Annotated in this window: 14 protein-coding genes and 1 tRNA gene; 5 read left to right on the top strand and 10 right to left on the bottom strand. The window is 59.4% G+C overall.

The genetic code is table 11. The features are described from left to right. Positions 1–108 precede the first annotated feature (108 nt). Both J3D54_RS04055 and rimI read left to right on the top strand, forming a co-directional pair. Positions 109–849, top strand: a complete 741-nt coding sequence (locus J3D54_RS04055; RefSeq protein WP_253426494.1) for an energy transducer TonB — start codon at positions 109–111, stop codon at positions 847–849. After that, positions 842–1,294 (top strand): ribosomal protein S18-alanine N-acetyltransferase, encoded by a 453-nt coding sequence (gene rimI, locus J3D54_RS04050; protein ID WP_253416793.1) that lies wholly within the window; start codon positions 842–844, stop codon positions 1,292–1,294. Before J3D54_RS04055 ends, rimI begins: the two co-directional genes overlap by 8 nt. A gap of 62 nt (positions 1,295–1,356) precedes the next feature. On the opposite strand, the gene J3D54_RS04045 is transcribed toward rimI, so the two are convergent. Next, on the bottom strand, positions 1,357–1,761 hold the full coding sequence (locus tag J3D54_RS04045) for a serine kinase/phosphatase (protein WP_253416792.1): 405 nt from the start codon (positions 1,759–1,761) through the stop codon (positions 1,357–1,359). A 183-nt stretch (positions 1,762–1,944) separates the two neighbouring features. On the opposite strand from J3D54_RS04045, the gene can reads away from it, so the two are divergent. Beyond that, on the top strand, positions 1,945–2,589 hold the full coding sequence (can, locus tag J3D54_RS04040; RefSeq protein ID WP_007939732.1) for a carbonate dehydratase: 645 nt from the start codon (positions 1,945–1,947) through the stop codon (positions 2,587–2,589). Between the two features lie 7 nt (positions 2,590–2,596). Here can and J3D54_RS04035 read toward each other — a convergent pair whose 3' ends face one another. The 4 genes from J3D54_RS04035 to J3D54_RS04020 form a co-directional block, all read right to left on the bottom strand. Then, positions 2,597–3,121, bottom strand: coding sequence for an SET domain-containing protein-lysine N-methyltransferase (locus J3D54_RS04035; RefSeq protein WP_253416791.1), 525 nt, complete (start codon positions 3,119–3,121; stop codon positions 2,597–2,599). Between the two features lie 182 nt (positions 3,122–3,303). Further along, positions 3,304–4,476, bottom strand: a complete 1,173-nt coding sequence (locus tag J3D54_RS04030; protein ID WP_253416790.1) for a hypothetical protein — start codon at positions 4,474–4,476, stop codon at positions 3,304–3,306. 113 nt (positions 4,477–4,589) lie between these two features. After that, a complete protein-coding gene (locus J3D54_RS04025; protein WP_253416789.1) occupies positions 4,590–6,290 on the bottom strand; it encodes an acid phosphatase in 1,701 nt (566 codons plus the stop codon). Between the two features lie 154 nt (positions 6,291–6,444). After that, on the bottom strand, positions 6,445–7,863 hold the full coding sequence (locus J3D54_RS04020) for a TIGR00366 family protein (protein ID WP_253416788.1): 1,419 nt from the start codon (positions 7,861–7,863) through the stop codon (positions 6,445–6,447). Positions 7,864–8,215: 352 nt separating this feature from the next. Between J3D54_RS04020 and J3D54_RS04015 the strand changes: the two genes are divergently transcribed. Next, complete coding sequence (locus tag J3D54_RS04015; RefSeq protein ID WP_253416787.1) at positions 8,216–9,532, top strand: PAS domain-containing methyl-accepting chemotaxis protein; 1,317 nt, start codon at positions 8,216–8,218, stop codon at positions 9,530–9,532. Positions 9,533–9,609: 77 nt separating this feature from the next. Here the strand turns inward: J3D54_RS04015 and ggt are convergent, their stop codons facing one another. From ggt to J3D54_RS03995, 4 genes are all read right to left on the bottom strand, one after another. After that, positions 9,610–11,454: a gamma-glutamyltransferase gene (ggt, locus tag J3D54_RS04010; RefSeq protein WP_253416786.1), complete on the bottom strand. Its 1,845-nt coding sequence runs from the start codon at positions 11,452–11,454 to the stop codon at positions 9,610–9,612. 173 nt (positions 11,455–11,627) lie between these two features. Then, a complete protein-coding gene (locus tag J3D54_RS04005) occupies positions 11,628–12,431 on the bottom strand; it encodes a lipopolysaccharide biosynthesis protein (RefSeq protein WP_253416785.1) in 804 nt (267 codons plus the stop codon). A gap of 353 nt (positions 12,432–12,784) precedes the next feature. Beyond that, positions 12,785–12,861 (bottom strand) — tRNA-Met (locus tag J3D54_RS04000). Between the two features lie 116 nt (positions 12,862–12,977). Continuing rightward, positions 12,978–15,035, bottom strand: a complete 2,058-nt coding sequence (locus J3D54_RS03995; protein ID WP_253416784.1) for a methyl-accepting chemotaxis protein — start codon at positions 15,033–15,035, stop codon at positions 12,978–12,980. A gap of 319 nt (positions 15,036–15,354) precedes the next feature. Between J3D54_RS03995 and J3D54_RS03990 the strand changes: the two genes are divergently transcribed. After that, positions 15,355–16,572 carry an MFS transporter gene (locus tag J3D54_RS03990; protein WP_253416783.1) on the top strand — a complete coding sequence of 406 codons (1,218 nt, stop codon included), beginning with the start codon at positions 15,355–15,357 and terminating at the stop codon, positions 16,570–16,572. Between the two features lie 98 nt (positions 16,573–16,670). Here the strand turns inward: J3D54_RS03990 and J3D54_RS03985 are convergent, their stop codons facing one another. Next, positions 16,671–18,029, bottom strand: a complete 1,359-nt coding sequence (locus J3D54_RS03985) for an OprD family outer membrane porin (RefSeq protein WP_253416782.1) — start codon at positions 18,027–18,029, stop codon at positions 16,671–16,673. Positions 18,030–18,125: the final 96 nt, after the last annotated feature.

Here is an 18,125-nt window from a genome sequence, read left to right as displayed (position 1 = left end):
AAGCGTGGGCGATCTTGAGCGAAGGGCGGTAGAATCACCGCACTTTAGTTATCCACAAGTGGCCGACCTTTGCTTATCGAGTCCCGTCGCCGCGCTTATTTGACCGCCATGCAGGTGGTCAACTGGCTGCCGCGCACCGAATTGCCCTTTGCCGCGCCATCGCGGCCCGAGCTGCTGGAGACGCCTGAGCCGTTGGTCGTCACCCCGGTTACGCCTGTTCCGGTGGCGCAGGCGCCTGCGGAGCCTGCGGCCAAACCGGCCGAGCGGGTGAAAATCGAGGTGCCACGTCCGTCGTTGGCCAGCACGCGTACGAACGCCAAGGTCGAAGAAGAGGAGGCCCCGGTCGCGGTCAAGGCGCCGGTTGTGCCTCCACCGCGCTTCGCCCTGCAATTGCTGCGCGCCGGTCGTTGCCTGCTGCTGGTGGAGTTACCCACAGGTGAAACCTTCCAGACCCGCGATCCCGCTTATCTGTTGCTCAAAGACATGCTGCGCGCCGCCGGTCTGCCGGACAGCCCGCAGATCGTCGGCGAGCCGGTGCGCTGGCCGCTGCTGGCGCGCGGCACAATGGACCAAGGGCCGGAAGCGGCTCGGGATTTCGTACAAGGTTTTCTGTCGGCCCGCCTGGAAGACGCACCGTGCGTCTGCCTGTGGCTGATCGGCCTGCCGGCGGTGCGTTTTGCCGGTGAGGCCAACGCCGAATCCTTCAACCGTGAACTTCAGGTCGAAGGCCTGGGTTCGGTCTGGGCCTTGCCAGGCCTGGAGTTATTAATGGAAGAGCCACAGCGTAAGGCTGATGTCTGGCAAGCCATGCGTCGGCTGATGGCGCGTTGGAAAGAATCGAATGAGTGACGCTGTATCGTTCCGCCCGATGACCGAGGCGGACCTGGAAGCTGTACTGAAAATCGAATACGCGGCCTACAGCCATCCCTGGACCCGCGGGATTTTTCTCGATGGCCTGGGCAAGTACCAGATCTGGCTGATGTTCGAAGGGCAGCAGCAGGTCGGTCATGGCGTAGTGCAGATCATCCTTGATGAGGCGCATCTGCTGAACATCACCGTCAAACCGGAAAATCAGGGTCGCGGCCTGGGTTTGACGCTGTTGGAGCATTTGATGTCGATTGCCTACAAGGCTGAGGCGCGGGAATGTTTTCTGGAAGTGCGCGACAGCAACCGGGCGGCGTTTCGGTTGTATGAACGGTATGGTTTTAACGAGATCGGGCGTCGGCGGGATTACTACCCGGCGGTTGGCGGGCGAGAAGATGCAGTGGTGATGGCCTGCACCTTGGTTGATTGATCGTTTCTAAAGCCTTCGCGGGCGAGGCTTGCCCGCGAAGGCGTCTTCACTGACGCCAACAATCAAGGCTTGCCGTCCAACGGATCGCGCTGGGCCAATTCCGCCTCATCCAGCCCGTCGCCGCCGCCGATGTCGTCTTCATCGACAATGCTCAGATCCCAATCCGCCTGGCCACCTTCACCCGCTTCGTGGGCATCCCGTGCGCCGTCTTCACGGATCAGGGTTTCCGGGGTCAAGTCATCGTCGGTGGCGTCATTGTCATTGGTCGAGCCCCCAGTCATGCGGGGTTTACGGACGCGCGCGTCGGGCATCTGCTGTGCATGCTCGTGTTCAGGTGTCAGGTCGCCGATTCTGGTGCCGGGTTCTTCCTCGTCGAAATCCAGCTCATGCACCGAGCCCATGCGGTCTTCATCGTCGTCGATGGGCTCGGGTTGCTCCTTATCGAACGGACGTCGTGAATCAGTCATGGCTATTCCTCATACTGTAGGCCCTACTACAATTGACCCACTGGACTGCCGAGAATTCCCGCGGGCATGGAGCGCCAGCTAGCCGTTACATACATCAGGGCATCAGGGGGATCTGCATCTCGTGCGTGACCCCGACGGGCGGTTGTCTGTCAAAGCAGTGCATCATTCTCGAGGCTTCATTGCATGAACGACTTACAAGATCTGATTGATAACAACGAGCGCTGGGCTGATGCGATCACCCGCGAAGATCCTGACTTTTTTGCCAAGCTAGCCCGTCAGCAAACCCCGGAATACCTGTGGATCGGCTGTTCCGATGCGCGCGTGCCAGCCAACGAGATCGTCGGCATGCTGCCGGGTGATCTGTTCGTGCACCGCAACGTGGCCAACGTGGTACTGCACACCGACCTCAACTGTCTGTCGGTGATTCAGTACGCGGTGGATGTACTCAAGGTCAAACACATCCTGGTGACCGGCCACTATGGCTGCGGCGGTGTACGCGCCTCGATGCAGGATCGTCAGTTGGGCCTGATCGACGGCTGGCTGCGCTCGATTCGTGATCTCTACTATGAAAAACGCGACGAACTGGCCAAGTTGCCCACCGAAGAAGAGCGGGTCGACCGCCTCTGTGAGCTCAATGTGATCCAGCAGGTGGCCAACGTCGGTCACACCAGCATTGTGCAAAACGCCTGGCACCGCGGGCAGAGCCTGTCGATCCACGGCTGCATCTATGGCATCAAGGACGGTCGCTGGAAGAGCCTGAACGCCACCATCAGTGGTTTTGAGCAGTTGCCGCCGCAGTACCGTTTGCGCCCGGTCGAGGCGTTGTAAAAGCCTTTCAGCCGAGACTTCGCCGACGCCAGTGTTGAAAGAACTGTTCACCATTGGCATTCGGTGACTCATCGTAGCCGATGATCCAGCCACGGCAGCAGGGACAACCGCAGCGGCAGGCGAACTGCCGCAGCAGCTTGTCTTCTGTCGCGGCGAAATCCATCGTCAGTCGGTCACCCTTTTTGATGTCTTTGAGCGCCCATAACCACAGCTCGCTCATATCGAGAAAGACGTTGGGGTCGCAGGAGTGACTCAGCAGACCACTGAAGCACGGATCGTAGACATGGATTCCGGGCGCCAACTGCCGGGTGTGTCGGCAGCGATAGGGCAATAGATGTCCGGAAACCCGGCAGATTCGGCTGATGCGGGGGAACTCGCGCAGTGCCGCGACCGCCATTGCCGAGCCCTGAGCGTTATGGATGATTTCAAAGTCGTCTTTGGAGGGGAATCCAAGGCGAAGGGGCAGCTCTACAAAGGGATAGATGCCATTGGATGGCGGTGGGGTTATTTCTTGTTCGGCACGGGCTCTCATAACAATCCTTGTCGGCTGGGTGCTACGACGTCCTTCAGCTGACCTCCTGTCAGCTCTGCAGCACATGGGTACGCCCCCAAGCCTCTCGCAAATGACACAACTGGTCTACTGTCAGATATGACAGGCGTAAAAAGCTCTTTCCCGCGTCAGCCATGGCTCACGCGGGAAAGACTTTCATCGTTTTACAAGTGTGGGGCAGATGCGGAGGTCACAAGGGCCGGGGCCTGGAGCTGTTTCAGCTCAGATATGACCGGCGCTGTCGCGCACTTGGCCACCGCCTGCTCAGGTGTCAGGTTGCGAATCGAGGTGTAGAACAGTTCGCAGGTTTTTTCTTTCTGGGTCACTTGCCAGGTTTTAGTGCAACGTTTCAGCTGATCGGCAGGGTCGCTGTCCGGTTTACTGCCCATCCCGGCTTGCCAGCACGCGGCACTCAAATCCTGCCCCATGACTTTCAGCCCCGCGGCGTCGGCCTTGGCCTGTGCATCGTCGCCGCTATAGGCTTCGGGGTCGGCGGCGTACCAGATGTAGCTCGGGTGGTTGGAACCCAGTACGGGGACCGCCACACCCTTGCTCGGGATGATGGTTGCCAGGCCCAGCACGTCCACGGTCTGCCCGTATTGTTGCTTGATCCAGTTACGCACCGGTGAACCAAAGGCGACCATGGGCAATGCAGCGCCTTTGGCGTTCTGGCTGACTTCCTTGACCATGGTGGTCTGGTAGTCCGTGAAGTAGTTGTAGACGCCTTCCAGGTCCTTGCCAGCGGTGGACGGCGCGGCAATCGGCGCGATGTCGATGATCGTCTGATAGGCCGGTGTCTGGTCGGCGGGAATGTTGTTGGCGGTCAGCAGCGCGGCCCAGCGGTCGGTGGTCTTGGACTCCAGATAGTCCTGGGCCTGGGTCAGGGAATAATCTGGCGGGAAGTGCAGCAGTTCGACGCTTTTGCGGTTTTCCAGCGCCATGCCCAGCGGCAGGAACAGGTACCAGTTATAGGTCCATTTGCCATCGGCACTCAGCTTGTTGGCGCCGTTGTAGGCCAAATCCCCAGCATTGAGCAGCGCGGTCAGTGGCTTGTCATAGCCTTTGGGCACACCGCTGATATGGGCGTGGAGCTGGTTGTTGTCGGTTTTAACCAGCACTTTTGCGGTCTTGTAGCCATCGCGCTGTACGCTTTGGGTCAGGTAATGCTCGACGGTCTGCTCCAGTGTCCAGTTGCGGAAGCAGATGACATTACAGTTGTTGGGGTAGGCGAACAGCCGGGTGACGCGTTCGGTACTGCCCAGATTCAGATCGACATCGGCGTGGGCGGCGGCACTCAGGGTGAGTGCGGCGAGGGTGAATCCTGCGAGTTTGAACATGCTCAGATCCTTTTCAGCGTGAGCCCTCGGAGGTGGGGCGGGTACATACTGAAACTAGTTGTGTCGAACGGTCTAGTACCCAAGTGAAAAGATCGCCAGTCAGAGCACCTCCTTCATCCGGTAAAGTGCAATGCATTGCTCAAGTCGCCCATGGGTTTCTGGCCACGGGCAATCATCGCATCGTCGCGCTGCCTGAGCCCATCGAGCTTTTCAAGCTGAAATACCCGGGTGATCAACCGCAGAATCGAGCCAGTGTCATAGACCGTGTGATCCACCATGCCCTTGCGCGCAAACGGCGAAACCACCAGCGTCGGTACCCGCGAGCCCGGCCCCCAGCGGTCGCCCTTGGGCGGTGCGACGTGATCCCACCAACCGCCGTTCTCATCGACCGTGACCACGACCACCATGTTTTTCCACTGCGGGCTTTCCCGCAGCACTTTCAGGGCGCGGACGATGTGCCGGTCGCCGGACGCTACATCGGCGTAACCTGCGTGCATGTTCAGGTTGCCCTGGGGTTTGTAGAAGCTCACCGCCGGCAGCCTGCCCGCCTCGGCATCGGCAAAGAACTTGTTGGTATACGACTCATCGCCCAACCCCGCATCCCGTAGACGTTTACCGCGTTCCAGCGAGTTTTCCGGCCCCTGCTGCTTGAAGTAGTTGAACGGCTGGTGGTGATACTGGAAGTTCGGGATTTTCGGAATGCCGCCGGAGTCCTTGTACTGATCCAGCGTCGCCTGCCAACCTCCGGCGTACCAGGCCCAGTCGATGTTTTTCTTCGAGAGCTTGTCGCCTATGTGCTCGTGAGTCTGGGGAACAATGACGTTCGGCAGGTCTGGTTTGGCGTACGCCGGGCGCTCGGGGTCGCGAATCCAGGTCGGCCAGTACGGAGGAGCCAGCGTGTTGACCCCATAGCCGTCCGGCGTCAGCGCACTGGGGCCGAATTGGGGCGGGCCGGTCATGGCACTGGCCGGGGATTGTTCCAGAGGCTTGAGGCGTGGGTCGGCCGGATCATCGCTTTGCAGCGTGGCGATCTGTGTCTTGGCCACCGAGTTCACGGCGTCCGGATAGAACGGCGCGGTGGCGCTGATCAAGTATTGGTGGTTGAGAAACGAGCCGCCGAAAGCCCCCTGGAAAAAGTTATCGCAGAGCACAAACTCTTGGGCAACGTCCCACAACCGCAGGGAATATCGACTCTGGGCGTAATGCCCCATGGGCAGGCCACCGGAGTCGCCCCAGGCGACAAAGCCGTCATTTTTGCCGCCATTGATCTGCATTTGGTTCTGATAGAACGCATGCCACAGGTCGCGCGTCACCAGGCCGAACGGCAAGTCTTCTGCGTTCGGACCTTTGAGGGCAAAAGGCGCGTTAGGCAGATGTTCCTGAAACTGGGTTGCGCTGGGGTAAGTCACGCCATCGAGGGTTTGCGGGCCGATCTGCAGCACGCCGCCCCAGACTGGCGGCAGGGTCTGCAACAGGCTGCCATCGCGATCGCGCTGCTGATATTCGACGGGCTTGAGGCCCGAGAGCGGTTTCTCGACGCCAGGGAAGTCGCCGAACAGGTTATTGAAACTACGGTTCTCGGCGTAGATCACCACCACGGTTTTCACTTGGTCGCGTAGGGCTTTGTCCAGTTCGACAGGTGAAAGGGGGCGTTCGACCGGTTTACCCGACTCATCGCCATGACTGCCACAAGCGCTGAGGGTCGCGCCGACACCGAGTACCGCCACGCCACCCAAGAAGCGGCGGCGACTGGTGTCAGTGGGCGTATCTGTTTGCGGGGAGGGGGCGTCGTTGCGGTCTTTTTCGTCGTTCATGGCGAGTTCCGTCTTGCTTAGTTGTTTCAATATGTTTCGGCGGGACGCTAGCAGCGAGGTGTGACAGAGGGGTTACGATTGTAAAAACAATGAGTCGCCAGTGTAGGAGCAGCCCGCTCCCACACTGGATCAATGGTGGATTGACGATCGGGCGTCAAGGCATCACCGGCGCCATATACGCAAGCGTTGTCCCTAGCGCCCACAGCAGAAATAGCACCAGCGGCGCGTGCACCAGCAATTGCACGAACGAAAACCCGATCAGATCCCGGGCCTTCAACCCGAGCACGCCCAGTAGTGGCAGCATGTAGAACGGGTTGATCAGGTTCGGCAGGGCTTCGGCGGCGTTGTAGATCTGCACGGCCCAGCCCAGGTGGTAGTTCAGGTCGTTGGCCACTTGCATGACATACGGCGCTTCGATGATCCATTTGCCGCCACCGGACGGGATGAAGAAACCGAGGATAGCCGAGTACACGCCCATCAGCAGGGCGTAGGTGTCGTGGGACGCAACTTGTACGAAAAAGGTCGAAATGTGGTGGGCCAATGATTGTCCGTCAGTGCCCTTGACCACCGTCATCAGGGCGGCGATCGAGCCGTACAGCGGGAACTGGATCAGCACGCCGGTGGTGGTCGGCACCGCACGGGCCACCGCATCAAGGAAACTGCGCGGGCGCCAGTGCAGCAGCGCGCCGAGCATCAGGAACAGGAAGTTGTAGGTGTTCAGTCCGGAAATCGCGCTGATCGCCGGTTTGGTCGCAAACTCATGGAACAGCCATCCAGCCGCCAGCAATGCCAGCATAATCGTCAGCAGCGGGCTGTATTCCAGCCATTCACCAGGGCGGGTACGTGGTGCTGGCGCCGGCAGACTGAAACCCGGATCGATACCGCAGGCTTTGGCGTCGCGAGCTGTCGCGGGGCCGGGTGCGGTGGCGTAGGCAACGATCAGCGAGACCACGGTGAGCGCCAGCAACAACACGCCCGACTGCCAGAGAAAGATCGTTTGGGTAAAGGGAATGACGCCCGTGATCGACAGAATCGACGGCGGCAGGCTGGCGGGGTTGGCCTGCAATTGTGCCGCAGACGACGACAGACCCAAGGCCCAGACCGCGCCCAGACCAAGATAGGCGGCGGCACCGGCGGCACGGTAATCCATTTTCAGATCGGTACGGCGGGCGAGGGCGCGTACCAGCAGCCCGCCGAATACCAGTGACAGCCCCCAGTTCAGCAACGACGCGACCATGGAAATCAGCGCCACCCAGGCCACGGCGGAACGGCCGTTTTTCGGGACCCGTGCCAGGCGATCGATCAGCTTCACCGCCGGTGGCGAACTGGCGACCACGTAACCGCCGATCACCACGAATGCCATCTGCATGGTGAACGGAATCAGGCTCCAGAAACCGTCACCGAAGGCCATGGCGGCGTCGGTGGGTTTAGCGCCCATGACCATGGTCGCCACAGCGACGATGATCACTGCCAGCGCGGCGAATACCCAGGAGTCGGGAAACCAGCGTTCGGCAAAGTTTGAACAATGCAGGGCAAAGCGCGCATAGCGGCTATCTTCGATATCAGCGGCCACGGGAGTACCTCGTTTTTATGTTTATTGTGGTGTACAGGGCGCAAGGCGGCCCCTCCAGTCGGTGCCAACAGTAAATCAATCGGTCTATTGCGGGGGCGCTGTTTTGGGCGATTGGGATTATGGTCTAGCGGGGTGTCCACTAGCGCGATTGTTTACCTGCCATCAGTAGCGCGGCGTATTTCGGCGTGCGAATGCCGCAAGTCGGACGCTGTGCGGTGGCGGGTGCGGCATGAGGCGGTTTGTGCGGCCACTATTTTTGTAGGACAACCCTGAAAAACTCTTCAGAAAATACCCGCAAAGCCGATGGTTAGGCTGTAAGCCGCTTTTTATCTCTGTCCATCGGTGCTTTCCCATGTTCAATAAACGCTTGAAGCAGGAGCTGTCGGCTCTTCGCGAAGAACTCTCCAGCCTTCTGCAAGTCAAGGAGAGTCTGGAAAGCGAGATGCTGGTTCTGACCCTCGACCCCGATGGGCGGATTCAATCGGTCAACCAAAACTTCATCGGCGAGATGCTCTACAAAAGCAACGACCTGATCGGCCGGCACGTCGAAGACCTTTTCCCGGTCCACGTGAGGTCGGATGAATTCCATCACCGCTTCAAGGCCGCCCTGACCCGTGGCGAACACTTTGCCGGCGCGGTCCGTTTGCTGCGCGGCAACGGTGTCGAAGCCTGGTTGCGTTCAATCATGCAGCCGGTGCGGTCCTCGGACGGCCGGATCAAGAACTTCTCGATTTACTCCAGCGACCTGACCCGTACCATCGAGGCGTCCCGTGAGCATGAGAACCTGATCGGCGCGCTGGTGCGCTCGACGGCGGTCATCGAGTTCGACCTCAATGGTAACGTGCTGACGGCCAACGACCGCTTCCTCAGCGGCATGGGTTACAGCCTGGCGCAGATCCAGGGTAAACATCACCGTACCTTCTGCGAGCCAGAGGAATACAACAGTGCCGAGTATCAGAACTTCTGGCGTCGCCTGAACGCCGGCGAGTTCGTGGCCGAGCGTTTCAAACGCATCGACAGCCACGGTCGCGTGGTCTGGCTGGAGGCTTCCTACAACCCGGTGGTCGACGCCAACAACAAGCTCTACAAAGTGGTGAAGTTCGCCACGGTGGTTACCGATCAGGTGCATCAGGAGCAGGCTGTCGCCGAGGCGGCCAACATTGCCTACAGCACTTCTCAGCAAACCGACCAGAGTGCACAGCGCGGTACTGCCGTGGTGACCCAAGCTGTGGACGTGATGCGTGACCTGGCCAAACACATGCAAACCGCCGGCGAAGGCATCGAAGCACTGAACGAGCAATCGTTGGTGATCGGCACCATCGTCAAAACCATCAGCGGCATCGCCGAACAGACCAACCTGCTGGCGCTCAATGCGGCCATCGAAGCGGCTCGCGCCGGTGAACAGGGTCGCGGGTTTGCCGTGGTGGCGGACGAAGTCCGGCAATTGGCCTCACGCACCAGCCAGGCGACCGATGAAATTGTCGGCGTCGTGCGTCAGAACCAGGACATGGCGCGCAACGCCGTGGCCCTGATGACCGACGGCAAACTGCAGGCTGAACAAGGTCTGGCGCTGGCGGCGGAGGCGGGCACGGTGATCGTCGAGATCCAGGACGGTGCGCAGAAAGTGGTGAACGCGGTCGGGCAGTTTGCCAATCAACTATCGACTTGATGCTATCTATTCCGCACGGGTAGTCCTCAAAAAGGCCTACCCTGCCCGGTAAGCCTTTTCTCGTTCCTGCGTACGACTCAATCCCCCAGCGCTTCCCCCTCACGCCGTGGATCAGCCCCGCCAGCCAACGTCGCTTTCCCTTGCGCATCCTTAATTCGAACAATCGCCTGAGTCCCGCTGGTCATGTCGATCTCGCTCACGCTGTGCCCTTTGTCCTTCAGCGCCTGAATCAGTGCCGGGCTGAACTGACCCTGTTCCAGTTCGGTCGGGCCGTTGCGGCTGCCAAAGTTGGGCAGGTTGATGGCGGCTTGCGGGTCGAGGTTCCAGTCGAGCAGGCCGATGGTGGATTTGGCCACGTACTCGATGATCTGCGAGCCACCGGGAGAGCCGACAGTGGCCAGGAATTCGCCGCTCCGACGGTCGAAGATCAGCGTCGGCGCCATGGACGAGCGGGGGCGTTTGCCGGGTTCGACGCGGTTGGCGACCTTTTGCCCGTGCTCTTCGGGGATGAATGAGAAGTCGGTCATCTGGTTATTGAGCACAAAACCCTGGACCATCAAGTGCGAGCCGAATGCTGCTTCCACGGTGGTGGTCATGGACACGGCGCCGCCCTCGTCATCGACCGCCACCACCTGCGAGGTAGAGATGCGCAGCGGCGAGCGGTCCGGCGCGTAGGCGACCTGAATGCCCGGCGGGGTGCCGGGTTTGGCCTGGCCCATGCTGCGGTCGCCAATCAAGGTCGCGCGGGTCGCCAGATAAGTCGGGTCGACCAACCCTTTGACCGGCACGGGTACGAAGTCGGTGTCAGCGACATATTGCGCGCGATCGGCATAAGCCAGACGCTCGGCTTCGGCGATCAGGTGCACGGCTTCAGGGGCTGGCTCAATGCCCGCCGGTGTGCTGGTCTTGACCGGTTTGAGTGGTGCCAGGGCAAAACGCGGATCGCGGGTTTCCAGGGCCTGCAAGGTGCCGAGGATTTGCGCCACGGCGATCCCGCCCGACGACGGTGGCGGCATGCCGCAGACCTGCCAGCGTTTGTAGTCGGTGCACAGTGGCGCGCGTTCCTTGGCCTTGTAACCCTGGAGATCGTTCAGCGACAGGCTGCCGGGGTTGGTATGGCTCTGAACCTTGGCGACGATCTCTTTTGCGATCGGGCCTTTGTACAGTGCGTCCGGACCTTCCTTGGCGATGCGCTTGAATACTGCGGCGAGTGCCGGGTTTTTCAGTTGCGTACCGACGGCTTTCGGGCTGCCATCGGCATTCAGAAAGTAGGCGGCCATGTCTGGTGAGCGCTGGATAAACGCGTCTGCCGCGATCAACTGATGCAGTCGTGGCGAGATGGCGAAACCTTGCTCGGCAAGTTTGATGGCGGGTTCGAACAGCCTCGCCCACGGCAGGCGACCGTGCTTTTGATGGGCCAGCTCCAGCGCCCGCAACACACCTGGCGTACCCACCGACCGCCCGCCGATCTGCGCCTGGGTGAACGGCATCGGTTTGCCATCGGCTTGCAGGAACAGTTTCTCGGTGGCACCGGCCGGGGCGGTTTCGCGACCGTCGTAGGTGCGCGCAGCCTTGCCATCCCACAGCACAATCAACGCGCCACCGCCGATACCCGACGATTGCGGCTCGACCAGCGTCAACACCGCTTGCATGGCAATGGCTGCATCAATCGCCGAGCCGCCCTCGCGCAGCATCTCCCGCCCGGCGTCGGCTGCCAGCGGATTGGCGGCTGCGGCCATGTGTCTGGAGGCGTGCCGCGTCTGCAGGTCGGTGCGATAAGCAGAGGCGATTTCCGGCGCGACCGGTAAAGTCGAGACCGAAGGCGAAGAGGGTGGGGCGTTACACGCGGCGAGGGTTAAAGCGGTGGCGATCAGCGAAAGGGCTGACAGGCGATAGCGACTCAAGTGGAAGGCTGAGAACACGTGGGGCACTCCGTCCATGGGATAAAAGGTCTGGGGACTTTATCGGCCGAAGGAGTGGTACGCAAATCAGGGTTCGCCCGTCACTTTTCTTGAGGCATAAAAAAGCGGCCTACCTTTCGGTAAGCCGTTTTTAGTACTTGGTGGTACGTAGTCATTTTAGATCGACGGTTAATCTAATAATTTACAAGATGTTTCATGGAATCGAAGAATCCCAAGCCATGCACACAGGCATCAAGCTCATCCGGATGTATCCGGGGGATAATGTCGGCGGGAATTCTTGAGGAATTGGAAAGATTGTAGACGTGGAATCGATCACTGATTATTTTCCTCGCTACTATCTCGAACGACGGCAAAATCCTGGTGTGAAAATGCTGATCCAGCCCACAAGGAGAAACTACGGTGCTTTTCTCTTCATAAAATCGGCTGGCAGCTTGATTAAGATCAACCCCCACCATCACCACTTTGTTGAAGCCCGCATGATAGGCGATTTGCAGAGCTAAATAGGCAACAGTGCGCGCATCGAAGAAGCCTCGTTTCAGGTTTTTACTGAAACCGATGCGCCGATTGCGACGCTTGAGAAAATTACGATTTCTTATCAGCTCTTTATCTGCACCAACAAGCGCGCCCCAGGAAAGCTTTGGCGCCTTGTTCAGCAAAAACACCTTCCCCTTGGGCGCAATCGATAGATTCTGAACATGGTCCTCCCATAAGGCGACTCGCTCACTAAGACGCATGGCTTGGGAGAACAATTCAGGTTGCTGCTCGGGAAAATCTTTATCGGTACAGGCATAGAAAAAAGGCTTCACGCCGGTCCCGATAAACTTTGAGATTGCCCCATTCATTGTAATCATAGGGACGTCAGCGAACTCCTCAGGATGAAAGTCTTTGGCAGACCCTCCCGAGGCGACGATAAAGACAGCACCTTTATGAATATTGCGACACTCGTCCAAGTCACGAATATTAATTTTGGCACTCATTCCTAATTACGTCCTGTTGTAATGATCATTTGTGTTCGGCAGCAAACGATATTTCTGAAGCGTTCTGTGCAAGGCAGATCGTCTCACCCTCCTTGGAATCTGTTCGCTATCGATTGTACTAAGATCAATCTCTTGCGCTCATGGTCTTCAGCCTCCTGTGAGACTGCTCGAATCCAGTGTGCGCTGCATTTTATTCTGTATGCCAGATTCAATTTTTTCTGGCATACAGGGTGGAGAAGACTGTCAGGGCATTCGGAGAAATGAAACGAATGCCCCAGACACAAGAAAGCCCGCACTAGGCGGGCTTCTTGAGGTTGTTTATAGACTCATGGAGACATCTGTAAACAGGTACTTGGTGGCTACACAGGGACTTGAACCCCGGACCCCAGCATTATGAATGCTATGCTCTAACCAACTGAGCTATGTAGCCAAGTGGCGCGCATTATTCACCTGGAACGACGATGCGTCAAGCGTAAATCTAAAATATTTCTCCACACTTTCAACCGCTTATCCCGCTGACCCGAAAAATCGGCTCAGCGGAGGGCATCAACTGAGCTGAAATCTCCCGGTATTCGCACTCAAGGCCATGCTGCCCTGGCTCAAGGTGTCTGCGGCGAGGTTCACCGCCCGCGCGCCTTCGAGCAAGCGTACCGCCGCCTGATCGACTTGCTGGATGTTGCCGCTGACTTCATCGGCGGTGCTCGCTTGCTCTTCGACGGCGGTGGCGATTTGCGCCAGGGTGTCGGTGACGCTTTGCACCGCGCTGGCGATTTCCCCCAGGCGTTCGCCGAGACCGGTGACGGCTTGCGCATCCGATTGCGCCTGGTCGCAGGCGGCTTCCATCAGGCTGACCGCTTCGTTCACGGTGCTGCGCAGGCTGTCGACGGTGCCGGCGATCTGCGCGGTGGAGGACTGGGTGCGTTGCGACAGGCTGCGCACTTCATCGGCCACCACCGCAAAGCCGCGACCTTGCTCGCCGGCCCGTGCGGCCTCGATGGCGGCGTTGAGGGCCAGCAGGTTGGTCTGCTCGGCCACGCCGCGAATGGTATCGACCACCAATTGAATCTGCTGCCCTTGCTCGCTGACCCGACCCAGTGCCGCCGCGGTGTCGTTCAACCGTTGATTGAGCTGCTGAATACTTGCTGTCGTGCGTTGGCTGTCGCGGCTGCTGTCGGCGGCGATGCGCTGGGTGTGCTGAGCGCTGCCAGACGCCTGTTCGCAACTCTGAGCGACCCCTTGGGAGGTGGCGGCCAATTGCGTGGCGGCTGCGGCAATCTGGCTGATCTGCAACTGCTGGGCTTCGACTTCGCCAAGGGCACCGCTGGAGTGATCGTTGAGCGTGCGCACCGCGTTGCTCAACTGCAGGGTTTCGTGATCGACCCCCAGCAAACTGTTGCGCAGTTGTACCACCGCGACGTTAAGCGAGGTGCTGATCGCCGCCAGTTCGTCGCGGCCCTGCACCGGGACTTGCAGGCTCAGATTGCCGTCACGCAGTGCTTCGGCCAACAGAGTGATACCGCTGGTGCTGCGACGGATCGAGGCCTGTAGACAGATGAACAGGTACAGCGCGGCCAGCAGCAGGCCGCCAAAAACTGTCGCCACCAGGATGAACTGGCGGATGGCTGAGCCGTGGTAATAATCCAGCCGTTGATCCAGCGAAACCAACGATTGCTGGCGCAGCGAGGCAAGGTTACCGAGGAGGGCGTCGAGACTGCGTTCGAAGTCTTCGGGTTTTAGGTTGATGCTGCCACCGAAGACGCCGTCGTCCAGCACTTTCAAAACGGCATCCAGCTGCTTGAGGCTGTCGTGGTATTGCCCTGCCCAGGTTTCCAAGGCGCTGGGCAGGCGCGCTTCCAGCAGGCTGCCAGTTTTCACCAGCTGTTCCCGAGCGTCACCGATGCGGCTGCGCAAGTCCCGCAATTGCAGGCGGCTTTGCAGGGTGAACTGCCCGGACACCACCGACGCCTGACCAACCGCGGCGAGGCGACCAACCCGTTCGATCAGGTCCGGTGCGTGTTGAGTGGAGATCTGCGTCAGCAGATAAGTTTCCAGCCATGACGCGAGGGTCAGGCGATTGTCCATGGCGATTTGTTCGCGCAAGGCTTGCAGGGCGCTCAAGGCATTGGTGAAGCGATCGTAGCCGTCCGGCCACCAACCGACGCTGCTCAGGCTTTTCGAATCCAGGCCGCTGAGGGCGCTTTGCAGGGCTTGATAGCGGGCGAGGGTCTCGCCCTCGGCACCTTCGGTTTTCAGGGCATTGCCCAAATCCGTGGTGGCTTGGGCCACGGCCGGCTGAACCGTGTCGAACGCTGCCATCGCCGCGATGGTTGCGGGTGTCGGCTGGCGATTGGTTTCGGTGGCGCGCCAGCGAGCGGCGCGGTCACGCTGGGCGGCGAGCAAGTTGTCGAGCGCATCCAGGGCAATCAATTGCCGGACCCCGGCGCGTTCGCCGGAGATCAGGTTCAACTTGTCACGATAGTCCTGGCCGATCATCCACAAGCTGCCCGCCAGCGGCAGGATAAACAACAGAAACAGCAGCTGAAATTTGCGCGCGAAGCCGAAACGCCCCAGCAGCCCGATCCCCGGTGATAAAAAAGCCTGCATGCCCCATGACTCCTCTGGACATCACGCACCATCGGCGTGCGTCGAGGCCGTTGCGACCGCGACTGATGTCCTTCTAAAAGGCCTCGAAAGTTCACCTTGGTCCGCTCTGTAGGCCGACTCTGTAGCGAAACTTCCCATTCTCGGTCCCCTTTGTAAGGGGCCGCGTTGAAGCAGATAAGCAAGGCAAGATTCAGACCATGGCTTTGCGCTATCAGCTTTTTGAGGTCGTTAGCAGGCTAAGGGGATGGCGTGACTGCAGCGAAAAATGGCACATTGACCGACCTGCCTGTGCGCACCCATCCGCAGTACGGAAACTCTCATGGCCATCAGCAACGCTCAGTCCGCCGCGACATCGACGCCCGCTCCTTCACAAAGCAGTCCGCTGGTCATGCGCATCCTCGGCGCGGTGGCGCTGGCGCACTTGATCAACGACCTGATTCAGGCGGTGCTGCCGTCGATCTATCCGATGCTCAAGGCCAACTATGGCCTGACCTTCACCCAAGTCGGCCTGATTACCCTGACCTTTCAATTGACGGCCTCGTTGTTGCAGCCGTGGGTGGGTTACCACACGGATCGCCATCCCAAGCCCTGGCTGTTGCCGGCCGGCACTGTCTGCACATTGATCGGCATTCTGATGATGTCGGTGGTCGGCAGTTTTCCGATGATTCTGCTGGCGGCGGGGTTGATCGGTATCGGCTCGTCGACCTTTCACCCGGAAGCTTCTCGCGTCGCACGACTGGCCTCGGGTGGGCGCTTCGGGTTGGCACAGTCGACGTTTCAGGTCGGTGGTAATGCGGGCTCGGCCTTCGGGCCGTTGCTGGCGGCGGCAATCATCATTCCGTACGGTCAGGGCAATGTGGCCTGGTTCGGCGTGTTCGCACTGTTTGCGTTGTTCGTGCTGTACCGGATCAGCCGCTGGTACGCCAATCACTTGAACCTGTTCAAACTCAAACAAGGTCAGGCAGCGACGCATGGCTTATCAAAAGGCCGGGTGATCAGTGCATTGGTGGTACTGGGGTTGCTGGTGTTCTCCAAGTATTTCTACATGGCCAGTCTCACCAGTTACTTCACGTTCTACCTGATCGAGAAATTTGACCTGTCGGTGGCCAGCTCTCAGCTGCATCTGTTCCTGTTTCTCGGTGCGGTAGCGGCGGGGACCTTCTTCGGCGGGCCGATCGGCGACAGGATCGGGCGCAAGGCGGTGATCTGGTTCTCGATCCTCGGCGTGGCGCCGTTCACGCTGCTGCTGCCCCATGTGGACCTGTTCTGGACCAGTGTGTTGAGCGTGGTGATCGGTTTCATTCTGGCCTCGGCGTTCTCCGCCATCGTGGTGTATGCGCAAGAACTGGTGCCGGGAAATGTCGGGATGATTGCCGGGGTGTTCTTCGGCCTGATGTTCGGTTTCGGCGGAATTGGCGCGGCGTTGCTCGGGCATTTGGCGGATATTCGCGGCATCGAGTATGTGTACTTCCTGTGTTCGTTCTTACCGCTGTTTGGGGTGTTGGCGATCTTTCTGCCAAGAACCAAAAAAGTCTGAACCAACACCCCTCGACTGTGGGAGCCGGCGAGCTCGCTAAGCTCCCACAGTGTTACGCAAGTGGGGCCGCTGATTCTGTTCGGCCCAAAAAGTCCGCCTCAAAAAATCCACATCGGCAGATTCGCCACCAGGCGGACCTCGTCGTAGCTTCCGTCGATCTGCCCGCCCGTGGCCCGATGGTTGTAGACGATGGTGCGAAACACCGCGTTTTTCAGTGTGCCGGATTGCACCACGTACGCCACCATTAAACCGTTTTCATCGTGTTTGGCATTGTCCAGCCCCCGCACGTTGTAACCGGTATTGCGCCCGTTACGGTCGCCGCTGTAATGGGTGCCATCGATGTCCCAACCCTTTGCGTGCCACAGACTGGTCGTCAGGCCCGGTACCCCTAAAGACGCCAGATCCAGGTCGTAGCGCAGTTGCCAGGACTTCTCGTTCGGGCCGTTGTAGTCCGAGTACAACGAGTTGGCCATGTAATTGCCCGTGGACTCCCAGACGTAATCAAAATACTCGTCGCCAAACACCTGCTGCCAGGCCAGAGTCAGGCTGTGGGCCCGGTGCGATGCGGTGAACGCCAGGCTGAAGGCGTCATTGTCGATGTAGCCCAGGCGCTGCTCGCCCTGATCCTCGGTGTGGTAGTAATTCAGTGCAGTCTTGAGCGCAATCTCGCGTCGATCCCCGATCAACTGGGTCAATCCCAGATAGGTCTGCTGCCACATGTCCTCGAAGCGTGAGGCGTAGAGGCTGACGTCCAGACCGTAAGGGGTTTTGGCCATTCCTCCGAGGTAGGAAATACGCGACCCCGAATACGCCCGGTTACCGAAGGTGGTGGTGAGTTTTTCGCTGCCGGTACCGGTACGTGGAATCGCCCGTTCGAAGCTGCCGGCCTGCAATGACAGCCAATCGAGTTCGTTGCTGAACAGGCCTACGCCCTGAAAGCTCGAGGGCAGGGCGCGATTGTCCTTGTAACGCAGAATCGGGTTGTCGGTGAGCAAGCGACCGGCCTTGATTTCTGTGCTGGAAAAACGCAGCCGCAGATCACCGACACCCAAACGGCTCCAGGTCGGTAGCGCATCGCCATCGCTGTCCACCAGCACCCGATCGCCACCATTGGCGACACGCCCATGTCCACGCTCCAGGTTGATGGCGCTGAACAATGAAGCGTCCAGCCCGAAGCCGACCGCCCCTTGGGTATATCCGGAGCTGTAGTTGAGCATCGCGGTTTGCACCCAGGTTTCACGGATGCGGGTCCGCTCCAGGCCATCTTCTTTCTTGATCCCCAGGTAGGTAGAATGTCGGGTGTGTTGGTTGGCATAGTAATGGCGCAAGTTCAGCCCCAAATGGCTGCCGTCGACAAAACCCGGGGCCTGGGCTTGAGTGGTCGGCGTTTCATCCGCAGTCACAATCAAAGGGCTGCCGACGGCAATACCGGCCATCAGAAGTACACGAAAATCCATTTCGATAAGTCTCTAGACAAAAAAACAGGCACACGCTGCTAATGCCTGTCAGTTAAGAAATTTGAGCAACGAAAATCCTGTGGGAGCGTGCGGTGC

The sequence above is a fragment of the Pseudomonas sp. GGS8 genome (assembly GCF_024168645.1).
In the GTDB taxonomy this organism is placed as follows: Bacteria; Pseudomonadota; Gammaproteobacteria; order Pseudomonadales; family Pseudomonadaceae; genus Aquipseudomonas.
This window is presented reverse-complemented; position numbering and strand designations above follow the sequence as displayed.